The organism is Rhodococcus sp. IEGM1428, assembly GCF_050321865.1.
GTDB lineage: Bacteria > Actinomycetota > Actinomycetes > Mycobacteriales > Mycobacteriaceae > Rhodococcoides.
Window position 1 is genome coordinate 1,072,310 of the sequence record NZ_JBNQFW010000001.1, and the last position, 23,267, is coordinate 1,095,576.

Sequence of the window (23,267 nt, forward strand, 5' to 3'; positions counted from 1 at the left end):
GCGTCGACCGACGTGAGCGCGGACCCGCCTTGCGCAGGTAGGTCCGCGCTCCGGGCAGCGGGTATCGTCTAGCCTGTTATGCCTTCTGTGCGCAGTACGACTGCTCCCGCCCCGTCTCGGCCACCGGTGTACCTCGATCACGCAGCAACGACCCCGATGTTGCCGAGTGCGATCGAGGCGATGACCTCTGTGTTCACGACCGTCGGAAACGCGTCCTCGCTGCATACCTCGGGCCGATCGGCCCGGCGTCGGGTGGAGGAATCTCGCGAGTCGATCGCCGCGGACCTCGGCGCGCGCCCGTCCGAGGTGATCTTCACCTCCGGTGGCACCGAAAGCGACAACCTCGCCGTGAAGGGCATTTTTGCCGCGCGCCGTGACTCCGACCCCACGCTGACCAGAATCATCGCGAGCTCGGTCGAACACCATGCCGTACTCGACGCCGTGGAATGGCTGGTCGCCCACGACGGCGCGGTTGTCACGTGGCTCCCGGTCGACACCGACGGCCGGGTGACTCCCGAGGTACTGAGAGCGGAACTGGCCCTGCACGCGGACGAGACCGCCCTCGTCACCGTGATGTGGGCGAACAACGAGATCGGTACCGTCATGCCGATCGCCGAGCTGGCAGCCGTCGCCGCCGAATACGGCGTCCCGATGCACAGTGACGCGATCCAAGCTGTCCCACATCTGCCCGTGAGTTTCGCGGACAGCGGTCTGTCTGCGCTGAGCATCGCCGCGCACAAGTTCGGCGGACCCCAGGGCGTCGGCGCACTCCTGCTGGGTCGCCAGGTTCCGTGTGTTCCGTTGTTCCACGGCGGTGGCCACGAGCGAGACGTGCGTTCGGGCACTCCGGACACCGCAGGCGTCGTCGCCATGGCAGCTGCGCTGCGGTCGACCACCCAGAATGCGTCACGGCACCGTGCCGAACTCGGTGCTTTGCGTGATCGGTTGATCGCCGGAATTCGAGACACCGTTCCCGACGTCATCCTCAATGGTCCCGAGGGTGACGACCGATTGGCAGGAAACGTTCATTTCACGTTTCCCGGTTGTGAGGGCGATTCGCTGTTGATGCTGCTCGACGCCGCGGGAATAGAATGCTCGACGGGCTCCGCGTGTACCGCGGGCGTGGCCAGTGCCAGTCATGTGCTGATCGCGCTCGGCCTCGATCCTGGCGTGGCCCGTGGATCGTTGCGGTTCTCCCTGGGGGCCGGATCGTCCGAGACAGACGTCACCACTGTGCTTGCGGCGCTGCCGCAGGTCGTCGAACGTGCTCGTGCCGCCGGATTGGCCGGCGTCGGAGCTCGAGGAGGAAATCGCTGATGCGTGTTCTGGCTGCAATGAGCGGAGGAGTCGACTCGGCGGTGGCCGCGGCTCGTGCCGTGGACGAAGGCCACGATGTCGTCGGCGTTCACCTGGCACTGTCGACCGCGCCCGGTGCGCTTCGCACGGGTTCGCGCGGCTGCTGCTCGAAAGAGGATGCCGGTGACGCTCGCCGGGCCGCCGACGTACTCGGAATACCCTTCTACGTCTGGGACTTCGCCGACCGATTCAAAGAGGACGTCATCGACGACTTCGTGGCGTCGTACGCAGCCGGCGAAACTCCCAACCCCTGCTTGCGATGCAACGAGAAGATCAAGTTCTCCGCGCTGGCGGACCGCGCTCTTGCACTGGGCTTCGACGCCGTGGCCACCGGACACTATGCACAGCTGCACGACGGAGTGCTACGCCGGGCCGTGGACGCGGACAAGGACCAGTCCTACGTATTGGCCGTGCTCAACCAGGGCCAACTCTCGCGTGCGATGTTCCCCATCGGCGATACTCCCAAGTCCGAGATCCGCGAGGAGGCAGCCGAGCGCGGGCTGGCCGTTGCGGACAAGCCGGACAGCCACGACATCTGCTTCATCCCCTCGGGGGACACACGCGCCTTCCTCGGCGCACACATCGGAGTGCGCCCGGGCAAGGTCGTCGACTCCGACACCGGAGTCGAACTGGCCGACCACGACGGTGTGCACGGTTTCACAATCGGTCAACGCAAGGGACTCGGAGTCGAAGGGCCTGCCGCCGACGGCCGCCCGCGCTATGTCACCTCGATCGAGCCCGACAGCGGCACCGTCATGGTCGGTTCCGCGCAGAAGCTCGATGTCTGGGCCATCAGCGGAGACCGTGCGGTGTGGACCGAAGGCGTCGCCCCGACCGGTCCCATCGAGTGCATCGTCCAGGTTCGCGCGCACGGCGGGCTGACCGACGCCGTCGCCGAGGCAGTGGGCGACGGGGTGGAGATCCAGTTGCGCGCTCCACTCACCGGAGTTGCCAAGGGGCAGGCAGCGGTGTTGTACCGCAAGGACATTCACGGAGACATCGTCATCGGCAGCTCGACCATCTCGGGCACTCGATCCGAGCGCGAGTGACCGCGAGCGATTTCGCAGGACTTGCAACCGGTATCGGTTCCTGGCCGGGTACCGACATCCGTGAGGCTGCCGCAATCGTCCTCGGTGAGTTCGACGAGTTACCGCACATCGTCGAGCTCCCGGCACGCGGACTGGGTGCGGACACGATCGGGCGCACCGGAGCCATCATGGTCGACGTCGAACTCGACGTGCGCACGTCCGGATATCGGGTCGTACCCCGTCCGATGCTTGCCGGTCGTCGGGCCGGCGATTTTCTCGCCGAGGACCTCGACGTGCTCGAGGAACTGTGGGAGGTCTCGGGGCTTCGGGGCAGCGGCCGCACGATCAAGGTTCAGGCCGCGGGACCGTTCACCATGGCAGCCAATGTCGAACTTCGGCACGGGCATCGGGCTTTGACCGACCGCGGAGCCGTCCGGCATTTCACCGAAGCCCTCGGTGAGGGGCTTCGGGTGCACTGCGCGGAGGTGGCGCGTCGGCTCGGCGTCGACGTCGTGGTCCAGCTCGACGAACCCAGTCTCGCAGCCGTTCTGGCCGGCAGCCTGACCGGGATCACCGGGCTCGATACCGTGCGTTCGGTTCCCGAACCCGACGCACTCGAACTGCTCGACTCGCTGATGGAGACCATTGCGCTCCCGGTCGTGGTGCATTGCTGCGACTCCGATGTCCCCTTCGATCTGCTTCGTCGCTCGCGCGCGGCTGCGGTTGCCGTGGACGCGACCGGACTGCGCCGCACCGACTTCGACGGGATCGGCGAGTTGCTGCAGACGGGAAAGACGCTGATGCTCGGCTTGATTCCAGCGGCGGCCCCCGAGCGACCCACGGGTTGGCGGGAACTCGCGGAGCCGGGTGTGACCTTGATCGACCGCCTCGGGTTCGATCGTTCTGTGCTCGCATCACAGATTTCGGTGACGCCCAGTTGCGGTCTGGCCGGCAGCACGCCGGAGTGGGCCCGTCGCGCAACAGGACTCGCCCGCGACGTGGCCGCCGCATTCGCCGACTCGCCCGATTCGTTGTGAGATCGCACAGTCGCTTCGAGTGACCGGGCGCTGACTCCGCCACCTCGCGCCCCACGAGTATTGGGACGTCGAACAGGTGTGACACTATTCACATGGCCGTCGGGGGTCTATCGAATCGGTGGGAGTTCGGAACATGGCATCAGGCGGTCGCGACTTCGATGAGGTTGCCTCCCTCCGGCGTTCCGGCCGACACCGTCGAGGTGTGTTGGCCAAACTCGCTGCTGCCACCTCCGACTGGTATCGAGCGCCGCACGATTTCGAGTGGATTCTCAACCACAGATCGACCCGCCCGCTGACCGGAATCATTCGGGTCGTCTTCGGCACGGCAACGATGATGTACGCGCTGACCTCGATCCTCATGCTCTTCAGTGACCTGGGGCCTCGCGGAACGACTGCGATCGGTTGGGTCGCGCTGGTGCTCGTGATCCAGGTTGCCGTCGCCGCTCGGTGTGTGCTCGGGCCGATCCCTGGAAAGACGTGGTTCATCGGCTTTCTCGCCTTCGGCGACATTCTCACGACCTCGGTATTGATTCTGTACGACCCCATCGCCTCACTCATCGGAACAGTTCTGTTCGCCATCACGGGCGCACTGTGCACCTACTTCCTGAGTCCACGCCTGCTGGTGGCGCACCTGGTGTGGACCGCCACGTTCATCGTCGGCTTCGGTATCCGCACCTTCGTGACGGTGATGAACGACGATGTGGACTACATCGACGGGCCCGCTGTCGCGACCGCCACCGTTGTGCTGCTCCTGGCGACCGTGGGAGTGCCGGTGTTCGCTCAGGTGGCGTGGACGACGCTGTCCAACGACGCCAAGCGTTCGGTCCTCGATCCACTGACCGGGGTGTACAACCGGCGAGGCATCGACAGCGAACTGTTGGACCTGTGGCAGCAGGCCAACTATCGGGATATGTCGATGGCGTTCATGGTCGTCGACATCGACAAGTTCAAGTCCGTCAACGACCGATTCGGACACAGCCGCGGCGACGACGTGATCGTTCGAGTCGCCGACCGACTGCGTCGCCTGGTTCGGCACCAGGGGGGAGTCCTCGCCCGAACCGGCGGCGAAGAATTCCTCGTCGCCCTGGTCGGTGACGCGAAGGTGATGGTCGATCTCGGCTTCGACATCGTTCGGGTGCTCTGCGACCACCGGGACGACATCCCCGTCACCGTGAGCGTCGGCATGGCTCTGCTGCGGGAGGACTCGGCCCTGTGGGACGTGGGAACGTCGGTGGTCGGTAGAGCGGCACGCACGGCGGACGCCGCGATGTACCGGTCCAAGCAGTCCGGCGGCAACAGTCTGGTGATCGACGAGATCTGAGTCCGCACTGTGCCCGTAGCGCGGTGCGCCGGTGTGCTCGCCCGAGACCTCTGCGATGATCGTCCGATGTATCGGCTATCGGATGCCCAACGACGGGGACTGCCTGCCGGAGTGTTGTTGTCTGTGATGGCCTCCGTGCTCGGCGGCATCTACTCCGACTCCTTCGTGACGGGTTTCGCACTGACCGCCGGTATCTGCGCGGTGGCGCTCGTGGCCGCGACGCTGCTGCTGGGTCTCATGGGTCGCTAGGGGCACGGTGTCGGCCGATGGGTCGCTGTCGGTGGGGTCGGATAATCTTCGAGTCGTGCCCGAGCCGACCGAACTACCCGCAGGAACCGACGACAGCGCAGGGACCGTCGGTGTAGAACTCGATGCTGCGTCCTCTGCCGATCGCGAGCGATGGCAGACGCTGGCCGAGGAAGTGCGCGGCCACCAGTTCCGCTATTACGTTCGAGATTCGCCCATCGTGTCCGACGGCGAATTCGATGCTCTGCTGCGTGAGCTCAACGATCTGGAAGATGCACACCCGGATCTACGGACCGCGGACTCGCCGACCCAACTCGTGGGAGGCGGCTTCGCGACGGAATTCACCGCCGTGGACCATCTGGAACGAATGCTGAGCCTGGACAACGTGTTCGACCACGACGAGCTTCGTGCCTGGGCCAGACGAGTCGAGACCGAGGCCGGGCCGGATCTGCACTACCTGTGTGAGGTCAAGATCGACGGCGTCGCGCTGAATCTGGTGTACGAGAACGGCACTCTGGTTCGTGGTGCCACCCGCGGCGACGGACGTACGGGCGAGGATGTGACCCTCAACGCACGCACTATCGACGACATCCCGGACACCCTGACGGGCAGTGCGGAGTACCCGGTGCCGGAGGTGCTGGAAGTGCGTGGGGAGGTCTTCTTCCGCCTCGAGGATTTCCAGGCTCTCAACGCCTCCCTCGTGGAGGAGGGCAAGCCCCCGTTCGCCAATCCGCGAAACTCCGCGGCAGGGTCGCTGCGACAGAAGAATCCTGCCGTCACCTCCAAACGACGCCTGGGAATGATCTGCCACGGGTTCGGGCGCATGGTGGGCTTCACCCCCGATTCGCAGTGGCACGCCTACGAGGCACTCCGCGCGTGGGGCCTGCCGATCTCCACGCACACGACGCGCGTGCGGGGGATCGACGAGGTCGTCGAGAAGGTCGTCTACTGGGACCAGCACCGACACGACGTCGAACACGAAATCGACGGGCTTGTGGTCAAGATCGACGAGATGTCGCTGCATCGGCGCTTGGGAACGACGTCTCGAGCACCGAGGTGGGCCATCGCCTACAAGTACCCACCCGAGGAAGTCACCACGACTCTGCTCGACATCCGTGTCAGCGTGGGCAGGACGGGCCGAGTGACCCCGTTCGCGTACATGACTCCGGTTCTCGTAGCCGGCTCGACGGTGTCGTTGGCAACTCTGCACAACGCCTCCGAGGTCAAGCGCAAGGGCGTGTTGATCGGCGACACGGTGACGATCCGCAAGGCGGGTGAGGTCATTCCGGAGGTTCTCGGCCCTGTCGTCGACGCCAGGACCGGTGACGAGACCGAATTCGTCATGCCCACCGAATGCCCGGAGTGCTCGACGCCACTTGCTCCGGCCAAGGAGGGTGACGCAGACCTGCGCTGCCCCAACTCGCAGTTCTGTCCGGCACAGCGGCGCGAGCGGGTGTTCTTCGTGGCCGAGCGGCAGCGATTCGACATCGAGGGACTCGGGTACGAGGCCGCATCCGACCTGTTGACCACCGGTGCCATCGAGGACGAGGGCGATCTGTTCTCGCTCACCGAGACGGACCTGATGAAGACGGCGATCTTCCGCACCAAATCGGGAGCGCTCTCGGCGACCGGTCGCAAGCTGCTCGACAACTTGGCCGTAGCGAGGAACCAGCCGCTCTGGCGCGTTCTGGTCAGCCTGTCCATCCGGCACGTGGGGCCGTCGGCAGCCCGCGCGTTGGCCGGAGAGTTCGGCAGTCTCGAACGTATCGAGGCGGCGTCCGTAGAGGAACTGTCTGCGGTCGACGGGGTGGGTGGCACCATCGCGGCCGCTGTCTCGGAATGGTTCGACGTCGACTGGCATCGAGCCATCGTCGACAAATGGCGGGCCGCAGGCGTGCGGATGGAAGACGAGCGCGATGCCTCCATAGAGCGAAATCTCGAAGGGCTGTCGATCGTCGTCACCGGATCGCTGACCTCCTACTCACGTGACGAGGCCAAAGAGGCGATCCTGCTCCGCGGCGGGAAGGCGGCGGGTTCGGTGTCGAAGAAAACTGCGTTCGTCGTCGTCGGCGAGTCCCCGGGATCCAAGCACGACAAGGCGATCGAGCTCGGCGTACCGGTACTGGACGAGTCGGGGTTCACACGGTTGTTGACCGAGGGACCCCAGGCGGTGGCTCCCGCCGATACCGAACCTGCATCGGACGACTGACCTGATGCGACTGCGTCAGGTCAGGACGGTGGCCACGATGCCGGCGAGGTAACCGAGCCGGGCAACCTCCGACGGTCGAAACTCCGGCCCACCCGGCCTTCCCAACATGAGTACGGTGCCGGTGTTTCCGAGCGGAGCGGCGGCGATCTGGGTATCCATGTCTCGCCACACCTGCGGAACCCATTCTGCATCTGCGTCCAGCGCAGCGGGAGCCGCCAACGGGAACCACGGCAGCTCCGCGGCGTGGGTCTCGGGTGCTCCGGAGCTACCCACCAGGCGGAACGGGCCGTGTGCGTTGGTGGCCACCACGGTGCTCCACCCCACTCGTAGAACCCGAGGGGCCCCATCGACCAGTACCTGCAGTCGGTCGTCGGATGCAGCGGCGACGCGATCGATCAATTCCAGTTCGCGGTGGGTGTCGAGGACTCCGGTGTACGGCCGGATGGAATCGACCCGGACATCGTCGAGGTTCTCGGCGGCCGTGATCAGCGTGTCGGGAAGGGAACCGGGCGCGACGTCGACCACCAGATCGTCGACCGCGTATCCGTCACCGCGTTCGATGACGTCGAGGGAGAGGATGTCTGCGCCGACCGAACCGAGCGCGACGGCCAACGATCCGAGACTGCCCGGCCGGTCCGGCAGTTGAACGCGGAGCAGGTAGGACATGTCACGCTCCCTTTCGACTTCTGGCGTACTACTGCCACCCCAGCGCCATCGTTCGTTGCTGACGGGTGGATGTAGCTCCGAGGTCGTTTCGCAGGCTCCACTCCTGGGAACACACTGCACCCCGGCGCGAGCAATCCTTGCATCTTCGACCTGTTCGGCACGTCCCGCAACGCGGGCAGTGACAATTCTGACACCCGGAGCGCCCACGAGGAGTGCGTGAAGCCTGCGCGACGTTCCGCACTAGGCTGGACGTCGTTCGCGGACCCGTTCGGTTCGTGCTGCACAAACATGGGGTCGTTTCGTCCGGCTCCACTCCTACAGTGTGAAAGGGGTCCACGCGGTGCCTGACATCTCCCGCGACGAGGTCGCTCACCTCGCCCGGCTGTCGCGCTTGGCTCTCAGCGACGCCGAACTCGACGAGTTCGCCGGTCAGCTGGATTCGATTCTCCACCACGTCAAAGCCGTGGCGGAGGTGGCTACCGACGATGTTCCGCCGACGGCCAACCCCAGCGAGATCGTCAACGTGACCCGCCCCGACACGACCGTTCCCGGACTGACGCCGGAGCAGTCGCTCGCCGGCGCACCGAACGCGGAAGAGGGCCGTTTCGCGGTACCGCAGATTCTGGGAGAGAGCGAATGACCGACCTGACGAAGCTCGATGCATCCGAGCTCGCCACCCGAATTCACGCGCGCGAGATCAGCGCTGTCGAGGTGACCCAGGCGCATCTCGACCGGATCTCGGAGGTCGATGGAGACCTGCACGCATTCCTGCATGTCGCATCGGTCGAGGCACTGTCCGCGGCTACCGACGTCGACGCGGGACTGTCTGCAGGTCGTGCGCCCGCGTCCGCTCTGGCCGGCGTCCCGTTGGCTCTCAAGGACGTGTTCACCACGACCGACATGCCGACGACGGCCGGCTCGAAGATCCTCGACGGCTGGGTTTCGCCGTACGACGCGACATTGACCTCGAAGCTGCGCGCAGCGGGTATCCCGGTGCTGGGCAAGACCAACATGGACGAGTTCGCGATGGGCTCGTCGACCGAGAACTCCGCGTACGGGCCGACCAAGAACCCGTGGGACACGACCAGGATCCCCGGTGGCTCGGGGGGTGGTAGCGCGGCGGCGCTCGCCTCGTACCAGGCACCGTTGGCCATCGGCACCGACACCGGCGGATCCATTCGCCAGCCGGCCGCACTGACCGGCACCGTGGGAACCAAGCCGACCTACGGCAGCGTGTCGCGCTACGGTTTGATCGCCTGTGCGTCCTCGCTCGACCAGGGTGGTCCGTGCGGGCGCACGGTGCTCGATACCGCGCTGCTGCACGAGGTGATCGCCGGATACGATCCGCGGGACTCCACGTCCGTCGACACGGCAGTTCGGCCCGTCGTCGCAGCGGCACGAGAGGGTGCTCGCGGCGACCTGTCGGGCGTTCGCGTCGGGGTCGTCAAGGAATTGCATTCCGATAGTTACCAGCCCGGTGTGATCTCGTCCTTCGATGCCGCGGTGACCACACTCACCGAACTCGGTGCCGAGGTCGTCGAGGTCTCGTGCCCCAATTTCGTGCACGCGTTGGCCGCGTACTACCTGATTCTGCCGTCCGAGGTGTCGTCCAACCTCGCTCGGTTCGACGGTATGCGATACGGCTTGCGGGCCGGCGACGACGGCAAGCACAGCGCCGAGCAGGTCATGGCCATCACCCGTGCCGAAGGGTTCGGGCCGGAAGTCAAGCGCCGCATCATGATCGGAACGTACGCACTCTCGGCCGGATACTACGACGCCTACTACGGTTCGGCACTGAAGGTGCGCACCCTCATTGCACGCGACTTCGATGCCGCCTACGAGAAGGTCGACGTGCTGGTGTCACCGACGACCCCGACAACGGCATTCCCGTTGGGGGAGAAGGTGGACGATCCGATGGCGATGTACCTCAACGACCTGTGCACGCTGCCGACGAACCTCGCGGGCCACTGCGCGATGTCGGTGCCGTCGGGTCTTGCCACCGAGGACGGTCTGCCCGTGGGACTTCAGATCATGGCTCCAGCGTTCGCGGACGAACGTCTCTACCGTGTCGGCGCCGCCTACGAGGCCGCTCGCGGCGATCTGAGGTAGTACGAGGTGCTGCATCGGTGGGCTGTAGACCTGGCTCATCTACCTCTGCTCTCCGGTGCCGTGCCGACAGTCGCACTGACGGTGGCGGCGGTACTGTCGCTGGCCACGATCGGTGCCGTCGTCGTGCGGGTTCGGCGCGGCTCAGGGCTGGGGCCGGTGTTCGGTTCGCTGAGTGCCCTGGGTCTGCTGGCAGCGGTACTGGTTGCAGCGGCCGTACTCACCAATCTGACCGTCACCCGGTATCCCACGGTGGCGCTCGCTCTGGGGCGTCAACCTGTCGTTCCGGTCGAGGGCCACGGCAGACTGGTCGATCTCGAGGTGCCCGGCACGGTGTCGCACTTCGACGCGCGGCCCGCGACGATCTACCTTCCGGCCTCGTACGACGCCGGTGCCGACGACCTGCCGGTGCTGGTGCTGCTCACCGGCCAACCCGGTCACGTCGTCGACTGGATCGAGGGTGGCCGCTTGATGCAGACGATGGACGCTTTCGCGGCCCGTCACGAGGGTGCTGCCCCGATCGTCATCGTTGCCGACGGTCTCGGTGACACCGAGGCCAATCCGATGTGCATGGACTCGGACCTCGGAAATGCGGCGACCTACCTCTCTGTCGATGTGCCGCAATGGGTTCGGTCGAATTTCCGGGCGTCCCCGGATCCACGGGCATGGGCGGTCGGCGGGTACTCCTACGGAGGAACCTGCGCCCTGCAGCTTGCGGTGACTGCACCGTCGGTGTACCCGACGTTTCTGGATATCTCCGGTGAGGACGAGCAACGTCGCGGCACGAGAAGCGAATCGGTTGCCGCAGCATTCGGAGCGGACACTCCGGCGAACCAGGCTCGATTCGAACGCTCGACGCCATTGAACATACTGTCGCGTAACAGCTTTCCCGATTCGGCCGGTGCCTTCGTCGCCGGTTCCGACGACGAAGAATTCAGGCCGCAGACCGAGCGGGCCTTCGAGGCTGCTGCGGCTGCCGGTCTCGACGTTCACTACAGCGAGTTACCCGGCGGACACTCGATGCAGGTATGGGCTCCAGCCCTGGAACACGAGATGGACTGGCTCGGAGAACGATTGGGACTGCTCGACTGACTCACCGACGCCATGACACGAGGCCGGTCGTCACCGGCACAGCGGCATGTCGGTGCCCTGGTCGATTCCGTATCGATGGCCGTGACCGGCCTCAACGTCGAGGGCCGCAGCCAGATCGACGGACGTCTGGACGAAGCTGACGAGCGGTAGCCACATCGGCGTCGGCGCATCGTGACGAGTTGCCGCCGAATCGGGAGCCGACCACAGCAGATCTGCAGACCATCGGACGACGGGGTCCGAGGAATTGGCGAGCACCGTTGCGCCGTCGGTGTTCACGGCTCCGGCGGGTGGGCCTGCCCATACTGCTCCGCAGACGAGCGGATCGGTCCGACGAAGAGACAGATAGGTGTCGCTGCCCGCTACCGCCCCCAGGCTCTGGCCGTACACGACGATCTGCGGCGGTGACGATTTCGTAGCTGCCCGCGCAGCGACTGCGCGTGCAACTGCCTCGGCCGAGCTGCGTGCATCGTCCTCGGCGAACATGAACGTCGCCCAGCTCGGCTTGTTCGAGTACTGCACGGCCACGGTCGCGACATCCCCGCCGAATCTGCTTTCGGCACCTGTGACCGCGTTCTCGTCCACCCAGCCCGATCCGGTCGGTATCGCGACGACCACCACACTGCGATCGAAGGCGCCCGCGCGTTCCATGTCCGCGACGGCCAACGCGACGCGTCGATCGAGCGTGGGTGCCGAGTCGAGGCCGACGTACGTGCGCACGGAACCGGGGACGAAGCCGCCGGACACGAACTTTCTGCCTTCTCTGCCCAGCGTGCCCCACGGAACGAGCGAGTCGGGACCACCTGATCTCGTCGTCGCAATCGGGGCGGTCACCGTATCGTCCATCACAGAGTTCGAAGCCGAGAAAGAACTGGACATTGCCGACCAGAGCGCGGGCGCGGCAACAACGTACGACAGCACGCCGACGACAGCGATCAGAACGACCGATCGCACACCGCCGAGCGCAGTGCATACTCTTCGGGTGGCGAGTCCGATTCCCCACAGGGTGAGAGCGACGCATCCCGCTCCACCGACGACGTCGACGGCGTAGTGCCAGTCCACTGCTCTGGTGCCCATCTCGGATCGTAATGTGTTCTGCCACAGGATATTCGAGTACACCGCACCGATCGAGATCAGCGTTCCCGTGCCCGCTGCCCACGCCCGCGCGCCGAAGCCGGCGGGTCGCCGCGTGCCGAGAGCGTGCCGGGCCGACCATGCGAGGGCGAGCGCGATCGCCATCGATACGCCGATCAACAGTGCCTGGGTGACGGCTGGACGGGGGAGCAGCCCAGGAGCCGACGACATCGACACTGCAGCTGTGAGCGCAATGGAGGTCCCGATTCGTGGCAGCCGTATTCCCGTCGAGAGTGGTGGTGCAACAGCAGTCCCAGCAGAGCCGATACGCCCGGAGGATCCGGTGATCGAGGCGATCATGCGTCTTCGCCGATCTCGGGTACCGATACTCGTGCGCGCACGTATCGGCTCGTCAGAAGAACCGAAAGCGTCGTCAGGGCAAAGGCTGCGCCGCCCAGCGCGATCGGCAGTGCGGGTTCGGCCACCGGTGCGCCGAACGACTGCCGCCACGAATTCATGTCCACGGCCGCCGCGGCCACCGATGCGGCGGCGTCGCACGCCCGGCGGGATCCGTCATCGGTTCGCTCGATGCAGGCGGCGTGCAGACGGCTTTCCAGCTGACCATCGATGGCTCGGCGCCAGTGCGGGTCCACGGTCTTGCCTGTCGCAGCGGCATACCGTAAGAGGTCGTAGCCCAGATCGTGTGCCTTGCAGGAGGGTTCGAATTCAGATGGCAGCGGCACGGGCGAAGAACAGTCCCCGTGAGGATTCTCTGCCATGGCGTCGAGCACTATCGGTCGGTAGCCCATCACCGATGCGAAGTCGGCAGGGATCGCTCGGGTCGCCGCGTCTGCCGACTCGGCGACGAGCGCGTGCACCGCTACGGCGACGGGCGATGTCCTGTCGGGTGCGGACGACGGGGACGACGCGGCACCGGTGGTAGCAATCACCGCTATCGTGGCTGCGCCGATGCACATCGCGATGCGAGAAGTGTTCCTGTTCATGGCATTCGACGCTACGAAGCGAGATGCTCGACGAGCATCGCGCCGAGGTCTCGTTCTGCAGTGACCGGCGGTCTCGGTGTGCGGCCGGTTCGATACCGTAGGTGTGTGCGGAACTGATACTCAGGTATGACGTCCTCGTCGGCCCACACTCCCTAGGCTCGGTCCGTGCGCAAGAACAGATCAGGAGAATCGAAGCCCGGAGCGGCGAGGCGTCGGATGCCGACTCGAATTGCCGGCGTCCGTTCGGTCGACGTGCTGATCGTTGTCGTCGGTGCGGTGCTGTATTCGATCGCATGGCCGACACTGCCCGTCACCCATCATGTCTCGCCGCCGTTGATGCCTATCGTCGGCGCACTCGCGGCCTTCCCGTTCGTGCTGATTCGAGTCAATCCCGCGTTGGGGTGGGCGGTGTCGGCGCTGTCCGCTCTGGTCATTCCGGTAGCGTTCGACCGCACTCCGGGGTACGACTATCCGTGGCAGGTAGTGCACATTCTCGTCCTGTTGTCGCTGCTGTTCGCCGTCGCGTTGCGGTCTCCGCCTTCGGTGCTGCTGCTGGCCTGGTTGGCCAGCATGCTGGTGTTCTTCGCATACATGCCGGGCTCGGACGGAATCGGTTGGTCGGTCGGTCTCACGGCGGTCGTCGTGTTCGGACTGTTGATCCGCTGGCTCGTCCTCTCCCGCAGGCAACTTGCCCAGCAGGAGGAGGTCAGCGAACTCGAGCGCACCAGGCGCACGGTTCTCGAGGAGAAGGCGAAGATCGCTCGGGATCTGCACGACGTCGTTGCGCATCACATGTCGATGGTGGTCGTGCAGGCGCAGAGTGCGCCGTATCGACTCGACGACGTATCCGAGGCCGCCGCGCTGGAATTCGCGTCGATCGGTGCCACGGCGCGCGAGGCGCTCAACGAGATCAGGGGAATGCTCGGCGTACTCCGTAGTGATGGGCAGCCGTGGCAGGACGCACCGGCACCGAACGCACTCGATCTCGAACGCACCCTTCACGCGAGCCGCAGGGCCGGGATGGACGTGCGCTGGAACATCACCGGACCGATCGAATCGATCTCCGACACAACGGGTTTAGCGCTGTACAGAATCCTCCAGGAGTCGTTGTCCAATGCTGCGCGCCATGCCCCCGAGGCTGCCGTGACCGTCGATATCACGGTGGGGCCGAGCACCGTCGTGATGACCGTGGTCAATGCGCCGTCACCGAAGATCGGTGGACCTACCGCTGGATCGGATACCGGCGGGCACGGGATAGCGGGCATGCGAGACCGAGCGCGGGCAGCACACGGGTGGCTGCACGCTTCCGCCCTACCGGACGGCGGATTCGAGGTGGCGGTGCACGTTCCGAACGGCATGCCTACCTCGACGGCGTGGACGGTCGCGGACGAACTCGCCTAGGCTGACGGGCGTGGCTACCACGGTGTTCATCGCCGACGACCAAGCGATGGTACGGCAGGGGTTCGGGGCCCTCCTCGGCGCTCAGGCCGACATCTCGGTGATCGGGGACGCCGACAACGGCAGGACGGCGGTCAGCGAGGTAGCTCGCCTGTTGCCCGATGTGGTGCTGATGGACGTTCGGATGCCGGAGATGAACGGTCTCGATGCCGCGCGAGCAATCCTGTCCGCCTCCCTCCCGTCGCCGGTGCGCATCCTGATGCTGACGACATTCGACATCGACGACTATGTCTACGAGGCGCTGGCACTCGGCGCGAGCGGCTTTCTGCTCAAGGATGCGCCGGCCGAGGAATTGATTCGAGGTGTGCGCGTCGTCGCCGCCGGCGATGCCCTGCTGGCGCCGTCGGTGACCAGACGGCTCATCGCGGACGTCACCGCCCGTCGCGGAGCGCGCCGCCACACGTCGCCGCGGCTGAGCGATCTGACTCCGCGTGAACGCGAGGTGCTCGAACTCATTGCCACCGGCATGTCCAATTCCGAGATCGCGGGCTCGCTGTTCCTGGCCGAACAGACCGTCAAAACCCATGTGGGCAAGGTCTTGGCCAAGCTCGGCCTACGCGATCGTGCCCAGGCTGTGGTGCTGGCCTACGAGACCGGCGTCGTGACGCCGAAGTGAGCGGCGGGCGGTACCGACGCGCGCACCACACCACGCCCCATTAGGCTGACGACCGTCATCGGGTCCACTTCACGGATCCGTAAGCAGAGAGGCGAAAATCGATGCGCATCGGAGTTCTGACCGGAGGCGGCGATTGCCCAGGGCTCAATGCGGTGATCCGCGCAGTGGTTCGTACCGCTGACGCGCGGTACGGCTCCACGGTCGTCGGCTTCCAGGACGGATGGCGCGGCCTACTCGAAGATCGCCGCGTGCAACTGCGCAACGACGACCGCAACGACCGGTTGCTCACCAAGGGTGGCACGATGCTCGGCACCGCGCGCACCAACCCGGATGTGTTGCGTGCCGGACTCGATCGGGTCAAGCAGACCCTCGAGGACAACGGCATCGACGTGTTGATTCCGATCGGTGGCGAAGGAACCCTCACCGCTGCCGCGTGGTTGTCCGAAGAGGGAGTGCCTGTGGTCGGGGTGCCCAAGACCATCGACAACGACATCGATTGCACCGACGTCACGTTCGGCTTCGACACGGCACTGACGATCGCTACCGACGCGATCGACCGTCTGCACAGCACCGCCGAATCCCATCAGCGGGTGATGCTCGTCGAGGTGATGGGTCGGCACGCGGGGTGGATTGCGCTGCACGCCGGATTGGCGTCGGGCTCGCACATGACGCTCATCCCGGAGCAGCCGTTCGACGTCGAGGAAGTATGCACCTTGGTGCGCAAGCGTTTTCAGCGTGGAGACTCACATTTCATCTGCGTCGTCGCCGAGGGAGCCAAGCCGATGGAGGGCTCGATGAAGCTTCTCGACGGCGGCATCGACGAGTTCGGTCACGTTCGATTCACCGGAGTCGCTCACCAGCTCGGTGTCGAGATCGAACGTCGCATCAACAAGGAAGTTCGTACCACCGTGCTCGGGCACGTCCAGCGCGGTGGAACCCCCACGCCCTACGACCGCGTGCTCGCGACTCGGTTCGGCGTCAACGCGACCGACGCGGCGCACGCCGGCGACTTCGGCAAGATGGTCTCGTTGCGGGGCACCGAGATCGGCCTGGTGTCCTTGGCCGAGGCGACCAAGCAGCTCAAGCGGGTACCGCAGACCCGATACGACGACGCCGCCGCGTTCTTCGGCTGAACCGGCACCCCGGGAGGTCACATGCGACTGGCGGCCTCTTGGATCTCGGCCTCGCGTGCTTCTGTCTCTCGGCGCAGTTGGCGTCGTCGCCGCGCTGCCTCGAATCGCTGAGCACCGACGTCGGTGGTCGGCGTCAACTGGGGGAGTGTCTCCGGCTTGCCGTCGTCGCCGATCGCGACCATGGTGAAGTAGCAACTGTTGGTGTGCCGCAGCTCACCGCGCTGAATGTTCTCTGTTTCCACGCGAATCCCGACTTCCATCGAGGTGCGGCCGGTGTAGTTGACCGATGCCGAGAAAGTGACGAGTTCACCGACGTGGATGGGCTCGCGAAAGACGACTCGATCGACCGACAGGGTGACCACGTACGCCCCGGCGTAGCGACTGGCACAGGCATACGCCACCTGGTCCAGGAATTTGAGGATGGTGCCGCCGTGGACGTTGCCGGAAAAATTGGCCATGTCCGGGGTCATCAGCACGGTCATCGACAGCGTCTGCTTCTCGGTGTGCGTCACCCGTGCACGGTAACCAGTGCACGTGGTTACTCGCGCGTCGTATGCAATGCATAAACTACGGACCATGACTGCTGCAACCGTCGATCTGATCGATTACGACGATGTGCTCGCCACGTTCGACCCCGTGTTGGGCATGGAGGTCCACGTGGAGCTGGGTACGGAGACCAAGATGTTCTGCGGTTGCCCCACCGCGTTCGGTGCCGAGCCCAACACGCAGGTGTGCCCGGTGTGCCTGAGCCTTCCCGGCGCGCTACCGGTGGTCAACGCAGCTGCCGTGGAATCTGCAATCCGTATCGGGTTGGCGCTCAATTGCTCGATCACTCCGTGGGGTCGGTTCGCTCGCAAGAACTACTTCTACCCGGATCAGCCGAAGAACTATCAGATCTCGCAGTACGACGAGCCCATCGCCACCGAGGGCTACCTCGATGTTCTGCTCGACGACGGCAGCACGTTCCGCGTCGAGATCGAGCGCGCGCACATGGAAGAGGACACCGGCAAGTCGACGCACGTCGGCGGAGCGACCGGCCGCATCGAAGGCGCGTCGCATTCGCTGCTCGATTACAACCGTGCAGGTGTGCCGTTGGTGGAGATCGTGACGAAGACGATCACGGGAACCGGAGCCCGCGCGCCCGAAGTGGCACGTGCCTACGTCACCGCACTCCGAGATCTGCTGAAGTCGCTGAACGTCTCCGACGTGCGCATGGACCAAGGTTCGTTGCGCTGTGACGCCAACGTGTCGCTGATGAAGAAGACGGCGACCGAATTCGGCACCCGCACCGAGACGAAGAATGTCAACTCGCTCAAGAGTGTCGAGGTTGCCGTTCGGTACGAGATGCGCCGTCAGGCAGCGGTTCTCGAAGCGGGCGGAGAAGTGGTTCAGGAGACTCGGCACTTCCAGGAATCCGACGGAACCACCACCAAAGGCCGCAAAAAGGAGACCGCAGAGGACTACCGGTACTTCCCCGAGCCCGATCTTGCGCCCGTCGCTCCGAACGCGGACTGGATCGAGGAGCTCCGCGAGACCCTGCCCGAGCTTCCGTGGCTCCGACGCGGCCGGATCCAGAAGGATTGGGGTGTCTCCGACGAGGAAATGCGCGACCTGGTGAATTCCGGGGCGCTCGAGCTCGTCGCGGCAACGGTGGATGCGGGTGCGTCGCCACAGGCCGCGAGGTCCTGGTGGGTGTCGTACCTGTCGCAGCAAGCGAATGTGGCCGGAGTGGAGCTGGCCGATCTGTCGATCACGCCGGCCCAGGTGGCGGAAGTGGCCGCGTTGGTTTCCGACGGCAAGCTCAACAACAACGGTGCTCGTCAGGTGGTGGACGGGGTGCTGGCAGGCGAGGGCGAGCCGGCTCAGGTGATGTCCGACCGTAACCTCGTGTTGGAGAAGGACGACACCAAGTTGCAGGCCGCCGTCGACGAGGCACTCGCTGCCAATCCTGGTGTGGTGGACAAGATCCGCAGCGGCAAGGTTCAAGCTGCCGGTGCCATCGTGGGTGCGGTGATGAAGGCGACGCGCGGTCAGGCCGACGCGGCCCGCGTCAAGGAACTCGTCCTCGAGGCCTGCGGCCAGTCCTGATCGTCGACATAGCCCGCGGCCGAGCGCACCGTGCGCTCGGCCGCAGGCTTATGTCGATCAGTCGATACCGCCGCCGCCGCCACCGGGGAAGGGAACCTTGACGACGCGGTCGTCGGTGGGGCCGGGCTCTGCACCGCTCTTGTTCACCGTGCCGACCAAAATTTGACCGTCGGCTGAGCTCGTTGCCCCGTTCAGCTGTCCGTAGCGGTCCTGGATCAGCAGCGTCGGTTCGGCCGACACGGCTCCGGTGTTTGCGTCGGTGGTCAGCGCTGCAACTGCTTTCGCCGTCGTGAGGGCTACGGCCACACCACCGTCGCCTGCTGCGCACCCGGCGACACCTGGGCGGTCCGGCCACGTCCATACCGGAGAGAACACCGCGCCGAGTTTGTCGATGCGCTGCAAGCGATCCTCGATCGCGGTGCGGTCGGTGACGTAGATGTTCCCGGCACCGTCGGTGCACACATCGCCTGCCGTCCCGATTCCACTCAGTGCGATCTGCGGACGCGGGGGATCGGACGTCGGGGACAATGACGTCACTCGTAACAGCTTGCCGGACAACGAATCCGGATTCACGGCTGCGGCCGGGTCGCCGTTGTCACCGGTGAGGACGAGCAGCTCGGTCGGCGTGTAGAAGTCGATGGACCCACGATTGCCTGTCGCGCCGCGAGGAATGCCGGTCAAGATGTCCTTGGGAACGTCGCCGGGAGCGAGCCGAACCACCCTGGTGTCCGAGGGGGTGGTGACGAGGGCGTAGAGCAGCCTGTCCTCGGCGTACGTCGGAGAGAGCGCAATGTCCAGTAGGCCTCCGTCTCCGCTGCCATCGACCGCTATCCGGGCCACCTCGAGCGGTGTGCGGCCGGCGGCGACCTCCATGATGCGACCGGTGCGGCGCTCGGCGATCAGCGCGCTCTGTCCGTCGGGCAGGGCCACGAGGCCGCCCGTGGTGTCCAGACACGTCGCGATCACCGACGGGTCGGGATCGACGCAGGGACCCGACGGCGGGGGCGGAGCATTCGGATCCGACGACGGCGGTGCCTCGCTGGGGGTCGTCGGTTGCAACTCGGCGGCACCGACCTCGGGTGCAGGGGTGAACGGCGACGAATTCGAGTCGTCGAAGCGGGCGCACCCAGCGAGCAAGGCGGCCGTCATGGAGAGTGCGACGACAGCGGTAGTGGCACTTCGAGGTGACGCTCCGACCGGCTTCATCCTTCGAACGGTACGTCAGCAGTGGCGCGGACTCGCCACGCGGCCATGAGGGGAATCGGCACATATCGGCTCTACTGTGGAGAGGTGACCGATACACCGCGCGACCCCAACCGGCCGGACCAGCCGTACGAACCGGCCGAGAGCCCGTACGACAACCCCACCGAACAGATCCCACCCTCGCGCTCTGCGTCCGGTACATCCGCCCCGGATCGAGGCGACACCTCCGGCGCACCGACCGCGGCGTTCGGTGCCCAGCGTTCGGATCGATTGCCTCGGACCGACGACGAGCTCGACTTTCCGCACTCGTCGACGTCCGATGCGCGTTCTACCGACGCGCAGCCGACCGAGAAGATCCAGGCCTATCGGCCGTCGGCTTACGCGGATTCGCCCACCACCGGTGCGTCGGCCGACAGCACCTCCTCGACCGCATACTCCGATCACTCCACCGAGTACCTCGGTACCTCGGCGGGCTCGGGAGCCACAGCGTCCAGGGCGGCAGTCACCCCGGAGCCCGAGGTTCGCACCGAGACAGTCGAGGTGCCCGCTCGTCGTGGTAGCGCCGATCTCGGCTTGTTCGTCCTGCGCGTGGCGATAGGAGCGGTATTCCTCGGTCACGGTCTGCAGAAGTTGGTCGGCCTGTGGAACGGGCCGGGACTCGACGGATTCCAGAATCTGCTGGAGACCTCGGGCTTCCGCTACTCGGAAATTCTCGCGATCGCGGCTGCTGCGGGCGAGACGCTGGGCGGCGCGTTGTTGATCCTGGGTCTGGCGACGCCCCTCGCGGGCGCAGCCGTGCTGGCGACCATCATCAATGCGTGGTGCTTCAAGCAGGCCGCAGAGCCAGGATTGCAGTTCTCCGGGAGCAGCGGTGTCGAGTACGAGACAGTTCTCGGTTTCGCCGCGGCCGCAATCATTCTCACGGGCCCGGGAAAGATCGCTTTCGACGGTCGCCGTGGGTGGGCCACTCGACCGCGCATCGGATCGCTGCTGGCACTCGTCGTCGGCATCGCCGCCGGCGTCTGCATCTGGATCTTCCTCAACGGCGCCAACCCCGTCGCTCGCTGATCCCCGACATCGATCGGACCCATGTGCGTGGCACTTCGTAGCGCCACGCACATGGGTTCTGCTGTTTCTCAGGGCACGTAGCGGACGGCACCCTTGTCGGCCGATGTCGCCAAGGCCGCATACGCGCGCAAGGCGGTAGTGACCGTGCGCTGGCGGTCCACCGGCTGCCACGGACGCTCGGACGCGGTCATCTTCGCTCGGCGCGTCTCGAGGGTCTCGTCGTCCACGAGAATTTCGAGGGTGCGTGAGGCGACGTCGATCCGAACTTGGTCACCGTTCTCGACGAGCCCGATGACTCCGCCTGCTGCGGCCTCGGGTGAAATGTGCCCGATGGACAGGCCAGAGGTTCCGCCGGAGAAGCGGCCGTCGGTGATCAGCGCGCAGACCTTGCCCAGACCGGCACCCTTCAGAAACGCCGTCGGGTGCAGCATCTCCTGCATGCCGGGGCCGCCCTTGGGTCCCTCGTAGCGAACGACCAGCACGTCGCCGGGTTGGATCTTCTTCTGCAGAATGGCCGAGACGGCCTCTTCCTGCGATTCGACGACCAGCGCGGGGCCCTGGAACGCGAACAGGTCCTCGTCGATGCCTGCGGTCTTGAGGATGGCACCGTCGACCGCGATGTTCCCGCGGAGCACCACCAGGCCACCTTCGACCGTGTAAGCGTGTTCCAGGTCGCGGATGCAGCCACCCGCAGCGTCGGTATCGAGAGACGACCAGCGGTTGCTCGTGGAGAACGGTTCGACGGTGCGGACGCCACCGGGCGCGGCGTGGAACAACTCGATCGCTTCGTCGGACGCCTTTCCGGATCGGATGTCCCAGGTGTCAAGCCACTCGTCGAAGCTCTTCGTGTGCACGGTCGAGACGTCGGTTTCGAGCAGGTTCGCGCGACGCAGTTCGCCGAGGAGAGCCGGAATTCCTCCGGCACGGTGCACGTCTTCCATGTGGTAATCGGAATTGGGTGAGACCTTCGCCAGGCACGGGACCCTGCGGCTGATGGCGTCGATGGTCTCGAGGTCGAAGTCGACCTCACCTTCCTGCGCGGCAGCGAGGGTGTGCAGCACCGTGTTGGTCGATCCGCCCATCGCCACATCCAGTGCCATGGCATTGCGAAACGCGGCCGGCGTGGCGATGTTACGAGGGAGAACGGACTCGTCCTCGTCGCGGTAGTACTTCAACGCGGCGTCGACGATCGTGGTGCCGGCCCGCGTGAACAGCGCTCGACGGGCCTCGTGAGTGGCCAGGGTGGAGCCGTTACCGGGCAACGCCAGGCCGAGCGCCTCGGTGAGGCAGTTCATCGAGTTCGCAGTGAACATTCCCGAGCAGGATCCGCATGTGGGGCAGGCACTGCGCTCGACCTCGTCGAGGCCTTCCTCGGAGACGGCATCGTTCGCGCTGGCGGAGATCGCGGTGATCAGGTCGGTCGGCGCCTGTGCGACACCGCCGACTACGACGGCCTTACCCGCCTCCATCGGTCCGCCCGAGACGAAGACGGCCGGGATGTTCAGGCGCATCGCGGCATTGAGCATGCCGGGAGTGATCTTGTCGCAGTTGGAGATGCAGACCAGCGCGTCGGCGGTGTGCGCGTTGGCCATGTACTCGACGGAATCGGCGATGATCTCGCGGCTGGGCAGCGAGTACAGCATGCCGCCGTGGCCCATGGCGATGCCGTCGTCGACGGCGATCGTGTGGAATTCACGGGGAACGCCGCCGGCCGCGCGGACGGCGGCGGCGACGATCTCGCCCACGTTCTTCAGGTGCACGTGGCCCGGGACGAACTGGGTGTACGAGTTCGCGATGGCGACGATGGGTTTACCGAAATCCGAATCGGTCATTCCGGTGGCGCGCCACAGCGAGCGTGCGCCCGCGGCGTTGCGTCCGACAGTGGTGACCCGTGAGCGTAGCGGCGGCATGTGCGTAGTCCTCGTTCGTTGCAGCGGTTTCTCGCACGGACGAGGCTACTCGCCGTCGCCTACCGGTCGGTCGGTGCCTGCTCACCCTCGGCGTCGTCGGCTTCCGCTCGGGCCTTTTCTTCTGCGGCAGCGGCAGCGGCGTACGGATCGGTGATGCGGCCGCCGCTGGCAGCAGCGAGTTGGGGGAGGAGATCGAACCGCACCAGCGGCAGCGATTTCTCGCTCTTGTCGCTCAGGACGACGCGCGCCCAGCGGCGATCCGGGAAATGCAGACCCGTCACCGAATTCCAGTCGATCACGTCCGAACCCACGAACCGTCGAGCGGTGATCGCGTCCGGAGTGACGACGGTGCGCACCCGAAGCACCCAGACGAACGCAACGATCGGCAGGATCAGCAGCCAGCCCAGAGCCGCGGGCCAGCTGAACGCCGGCAGCGCTGTGCCGAACAGCAGCAGCGCCACGCCGAGCAGGGCAAGGCGCGGCATGCGAATGACCTGCGTGGTCGACGGTTGCTGACCCTCGGCACCGTTCGGTGCCTCGGAGGCAGTGTGGGATGATGGCCGAGGTGGTTCGGACTGCTGCGGAGACGACACCCATTCATCTTCGCATTGCATCTACGCGATCTCACATAATGGGATTGCGTCGTGACGAGTTT

Annotated in this window: 21 protein-coding genes; 14 read left to right on the top strand and 7 right to left on the bottom strand. The window is 65.7% G+C overall.

The window, feature by feature from the left end; all coding sequences use genetic code 11:
- The first annotated feature begins 78 nt into the window (after positions 1 to 78).
- The 6 genes from ACQR3T_RS04985 (at position 79) to ligA (ending at position 7,197) form a co-directional block, all read left to right on the top strand.
- Positions 79 to 1,317 carry a cysteine desulfurase family protein gene (locus tag ACQR3T_RS04985; protein ID WP_428692680.1) on the top strand — a complete coding sequence of 413 codons (1,239 nt, stop codon included), beginning with the start codon at positions 79 to 81 and terminating at the stop codon, positions 1,315 to 1,317.
- Positions 1,317 to 2,405, top strand: a complete 1,089-nt coding sequence (mnmA, locus tag ACQR3T_RS04990) for a tRNA 2-thiouridine(34) synthase MnmA (protein ID WP_032376985.1) — start codon at positions 1,317 to 1,319, stop codon at positions 2,403 to 2,405. Before ACQR3T_RS04985 ends, mnmA begins: the two co-directional genes overlap by 1 nt.
- The gene (locus ACQR3T_RS04995) at positions 2,402 to 3,421 is read left to right on the top strand and encodes a methionine synthase (protein ID WP_032376986.1); all 1,020 of its coding nucleotides are present in this window, start codon (positions 2,402 to 2,404) and stop codon (positions 3,419 to 3,421) included. Before mnmA ends, ACQR3T_RS04995 begins: the two co-directional genes overlap by 4 nt.
- Positions 3,422 to 3,554: 133 nt before the next feature.
- Positions 3,555 to 4,742 carry a GGDEF domain-containing protein gene (locus tag ACQR3T_RS05000; RefSeq protein ID WP_052065118.1) on the top strand — a complete coding sequence of 396 codons (1,188 nt, stop codon included), beginning with the start codon at positions 3,555 to 3,557 and terminating at the stop codon, positions 4,740 to 4,742.
- 66 nt (positions 4,743 to 4,808) lie between these two features.
- On the top strand, positions 4,809 to 4,991 hold the full coding sequence (locus ACQR3T_RS05005; protein WP_032378171.1) for a hypothetical protein: 183 nt from the start codon (positions 4,809 to 4,811) through the stop codon (positions 4,989 to 4,991).
- 55 nt (positions 4,992 to 5,046) lie between these two features.
- Positions 5,047 to 7,197: an NAD-dependent DNA ligase LigA gene (gene ligA / locus ACQR3T_RS05010; RefSeq protein ID WP_428692681.1), complete on the top strand. Its 2,151-nt coding sequence runs from the start codon at positions 5,047 to 5,049 to the stop codon at positions 7,195 to 7,197.
- Positions 7,198 to 7,212: 15 nt separating this feature from the next.
- On the opposite strand, the gene ACQR3T_RS05015 is transcribed toward ligA, so the two are convergent.
- Positions 7,213 to 7,863, bottom strand: a complete 651-nt coding sequence (locus ACQR3T_RS05015) for an amino acid-binding protein (protein WP_032376988.1) — start codon at positions 7,861 to 7,863, stop codon at positions 7,213 to 7,215.
- Positions 7,864 to 8,203: 340 nt separating this feature from the next.
- Between ACQR3T_RS05015 and gatC the strand changes: the two genes are divergently transcribed.
- From gatC to ACQR3T_RS05030, 3 genes are read left to right on the top strand one after another with little or no spacing between them, the layout of a single operon-like run.
- Entirely contained in the window at positions 8,204 to 8,503 is a 300-nt protein-coding gene (gene gatC / locus ACQR3T_RS05020) for an Asp-tRNA(Asn)/Glu-tRNA(Gln) amidotransferase subunit GatC (protein ID WP_032378172.1), read from the top strand.
- The gene (gatA, locus tag ACQR3T_RS05025) at positions 8,500 to 9,972 is read left to right on the top strand and encodes an Asp-tRNA(Asn)/Glu-tRNA(Gln) amidotransferase subunit GatA (protein WP_032376989.1); all 1,473 of its coding nucleotides are present in this window, start codon (positions 8,500 to 8,502) and stop codon (positions 9,970 to 9,972) included. Before gatC ends, gatA begins: the two co-directional genes overlap by 4 nt.
- A gap of 6 nt (positions 9,973 to 9,978) precedes the next feature.
- Complete coding sequence (locus ACQR3T_RS05030; RefSeq protein WP_428692682.1) at positions 9,979 to 11,061, top strand: alpha/beta hydrolase; 1,083 nt, start codon at positions 9,979 to 9,981, stop codon at positions 11,059 to 11,061.
- A gap of 30 nt (positions 11,062 to 11,091) precedes the next feature.
- On the opposite strand, the gene ACQR3T_RS05035 is transcribed toward ACQR3T_RS05030, so the two are convergent.
- Both ACQR3T_RS05035 and ACQR3T_RS05040 read right to left on the bottom strand, forming a co-directional pair.
- On the bottom strand, positions 11,092 to 12,492 hold the full coding sequence (locus ACQR3T_RS05035) for an alpha/beta-hydrolase family protein (RefSeq protein WP_428692683.1): 1,401 nt from the start codon (positions 12,490 to 12,492) through the stop codon (positions 11,092 to 11,094).
- A complete protein-coding gene (locus tag ACQR3T_RS05040) occupies positions 12,489 to 13,136 on the bottom strand; it encodes a hypothetical protein (RefSeq protein ID WP_428692684.1) in 648 nt (215 codons plus the stop codon). Before ACQR3T_RS05040 ends, ACQR3T_RS05035 begins: the two co-directional genes overlap by 4 nt.
- 216 nt (positions 13,137 to 13,352) lie before the next feature.
- On the opposite strand from ACQR3T_RS05040, the gene ACQR3T_RS05045 reads away from it, so the two are divergent.
- The 3 genes from ACQR3T_RS05045 (at position 13,353) to ACQR3T_RS05055 (ending at position 16,343) form a co-directional block, all read left to right on the top strand.
- Positions 13,353 to 14,537, top strand: a complete 1,185-nt coding sequence (locus ACQR3T_RS05045) for a sensor histidine kinase (RefSeq protein ID WP_428693060.1) — start codon at positions 13,353 to 13,355, stop codon at positions 14,535 to 14,537.
- A 10-nt stretch (positions 14,538 to 14,547) separates the two neighbouring features.
- On the top strand, positions 14,548 to 15,210 hold the full coding sequence (locus ACQR3T_RS05050) for a response regulator (protein WP_032376990.1): 663 nt from the start codon (positions 14,548 to 14,550) through the stop codon (positions 15,208 to 15,210).
- Positions 15,211 to 15,311: 101 nt separating this feature from the next.
- Positions 15,312 to 16,343: an ATP-dependent 6-phosphofructokinase gene (locus tag ACQR3T_RS05055; protein WP_032376991.1), complete on the top strand. Its 1,032-nt coding sequence runs from the start codon at positions 15,312 to 15,314 to the stop codon at positions 16,341 to 16,343.
- Between the two features lie 17 nt (positions 16,344 to 16,360).
- Here ACQR3T_RS05055 and ACQR3T_RS05060 read toward each other — a convergent pair whose 3' ends face one another.
- The gene (locus ACQR3T_RS05060) at positions 16,361 to 16,825 is read right to left on the bottom strand and encodes an acyl-CoA thioesterase (protein WP_428693061.1); all 465 of its coding nucleotides are present in this window, start codon (positions 16,823 to 16,825) and stop codon (positions 16,361 to 16,363) included.
- Positions 16,826 to 16,919: 94 nt separating this feature from the next.
- Here ACQR3T_RS05060 and gatB point away from each other — a divergent pair, with 94 nt between their 5' ends.
- Entirely contained in the window at positions 16,920 to 18,431 is a 1,512-nt protein-coding gene (gene gatB, locus ACQR3T_RS05065; RefSeq protein ID WP_428692685.1) for an Asp-tRNA(Asn)/Glu-tRNA(Gln) amidotransferase subunit GatB, read from the top strand.
- Positions 18,432 to 18,488: 57 nt separating this feature from the next.
- Here the strand turns inward: gatB and ACQR3T_RS05070 are convergent, their stop codons facing one another.
- Positions 18,489 to 19,637, bottom strand: coding sequence for a PQQ-dependent sugar dehydrogenase (locus ACQR3T_RS05070; RefSeq protein WP_428692686.1), 1,149 nt, complete (start codon positions 19,635 to 19,637; stop codon positions 18,489 to 18,491).
- Between the two features lie 84 nt (positions 19,638 to 19,721).
- Here ACQR3T_RS05070 and ACQR3T_RS05075 point away from each other — a divergent pair, with 84 nt between their 5' ends.
- A complete protein-coding gene (locus ACQR3T_RS05075) occupies positions 19,722 to 20,702 on the top strand; it encodes a DoxX family membrane protein (RefSeq protein ID WP_428692687.1) in 981 nt (326 codons plus the stop codon).
- Positions 20,703 to 20,770: 68 nt separating this feature from the next.
- Here ACQR3T_RS05075 and ilvD read toward each other — a convergent pair whose 3' ends face one another.
- A complete protein-coding gene (gene ilvD / locus ACQR3T_RS05080; RefSeq protein WP_428692688.1) occupies positions 20,771 to 22,612 on the bottom strand; it encodes a dihydroxy-acid dehydratase in 1,842 nt (613 codons plus the stop codon).
- 59 nt (positions 22,613 to 22,671) lie between these two features.
- Entirely contained in the window at positions 22,672 to 23,097 is a 426-nt protein-coding gene (locus ACQR3T_RS05085; protein ID WP_428692689.1) for a PH domain-containing protein, read from the bottom strand.
- Positions 23,098 to 23,267 lie beyond the last annotated feature (170 nt).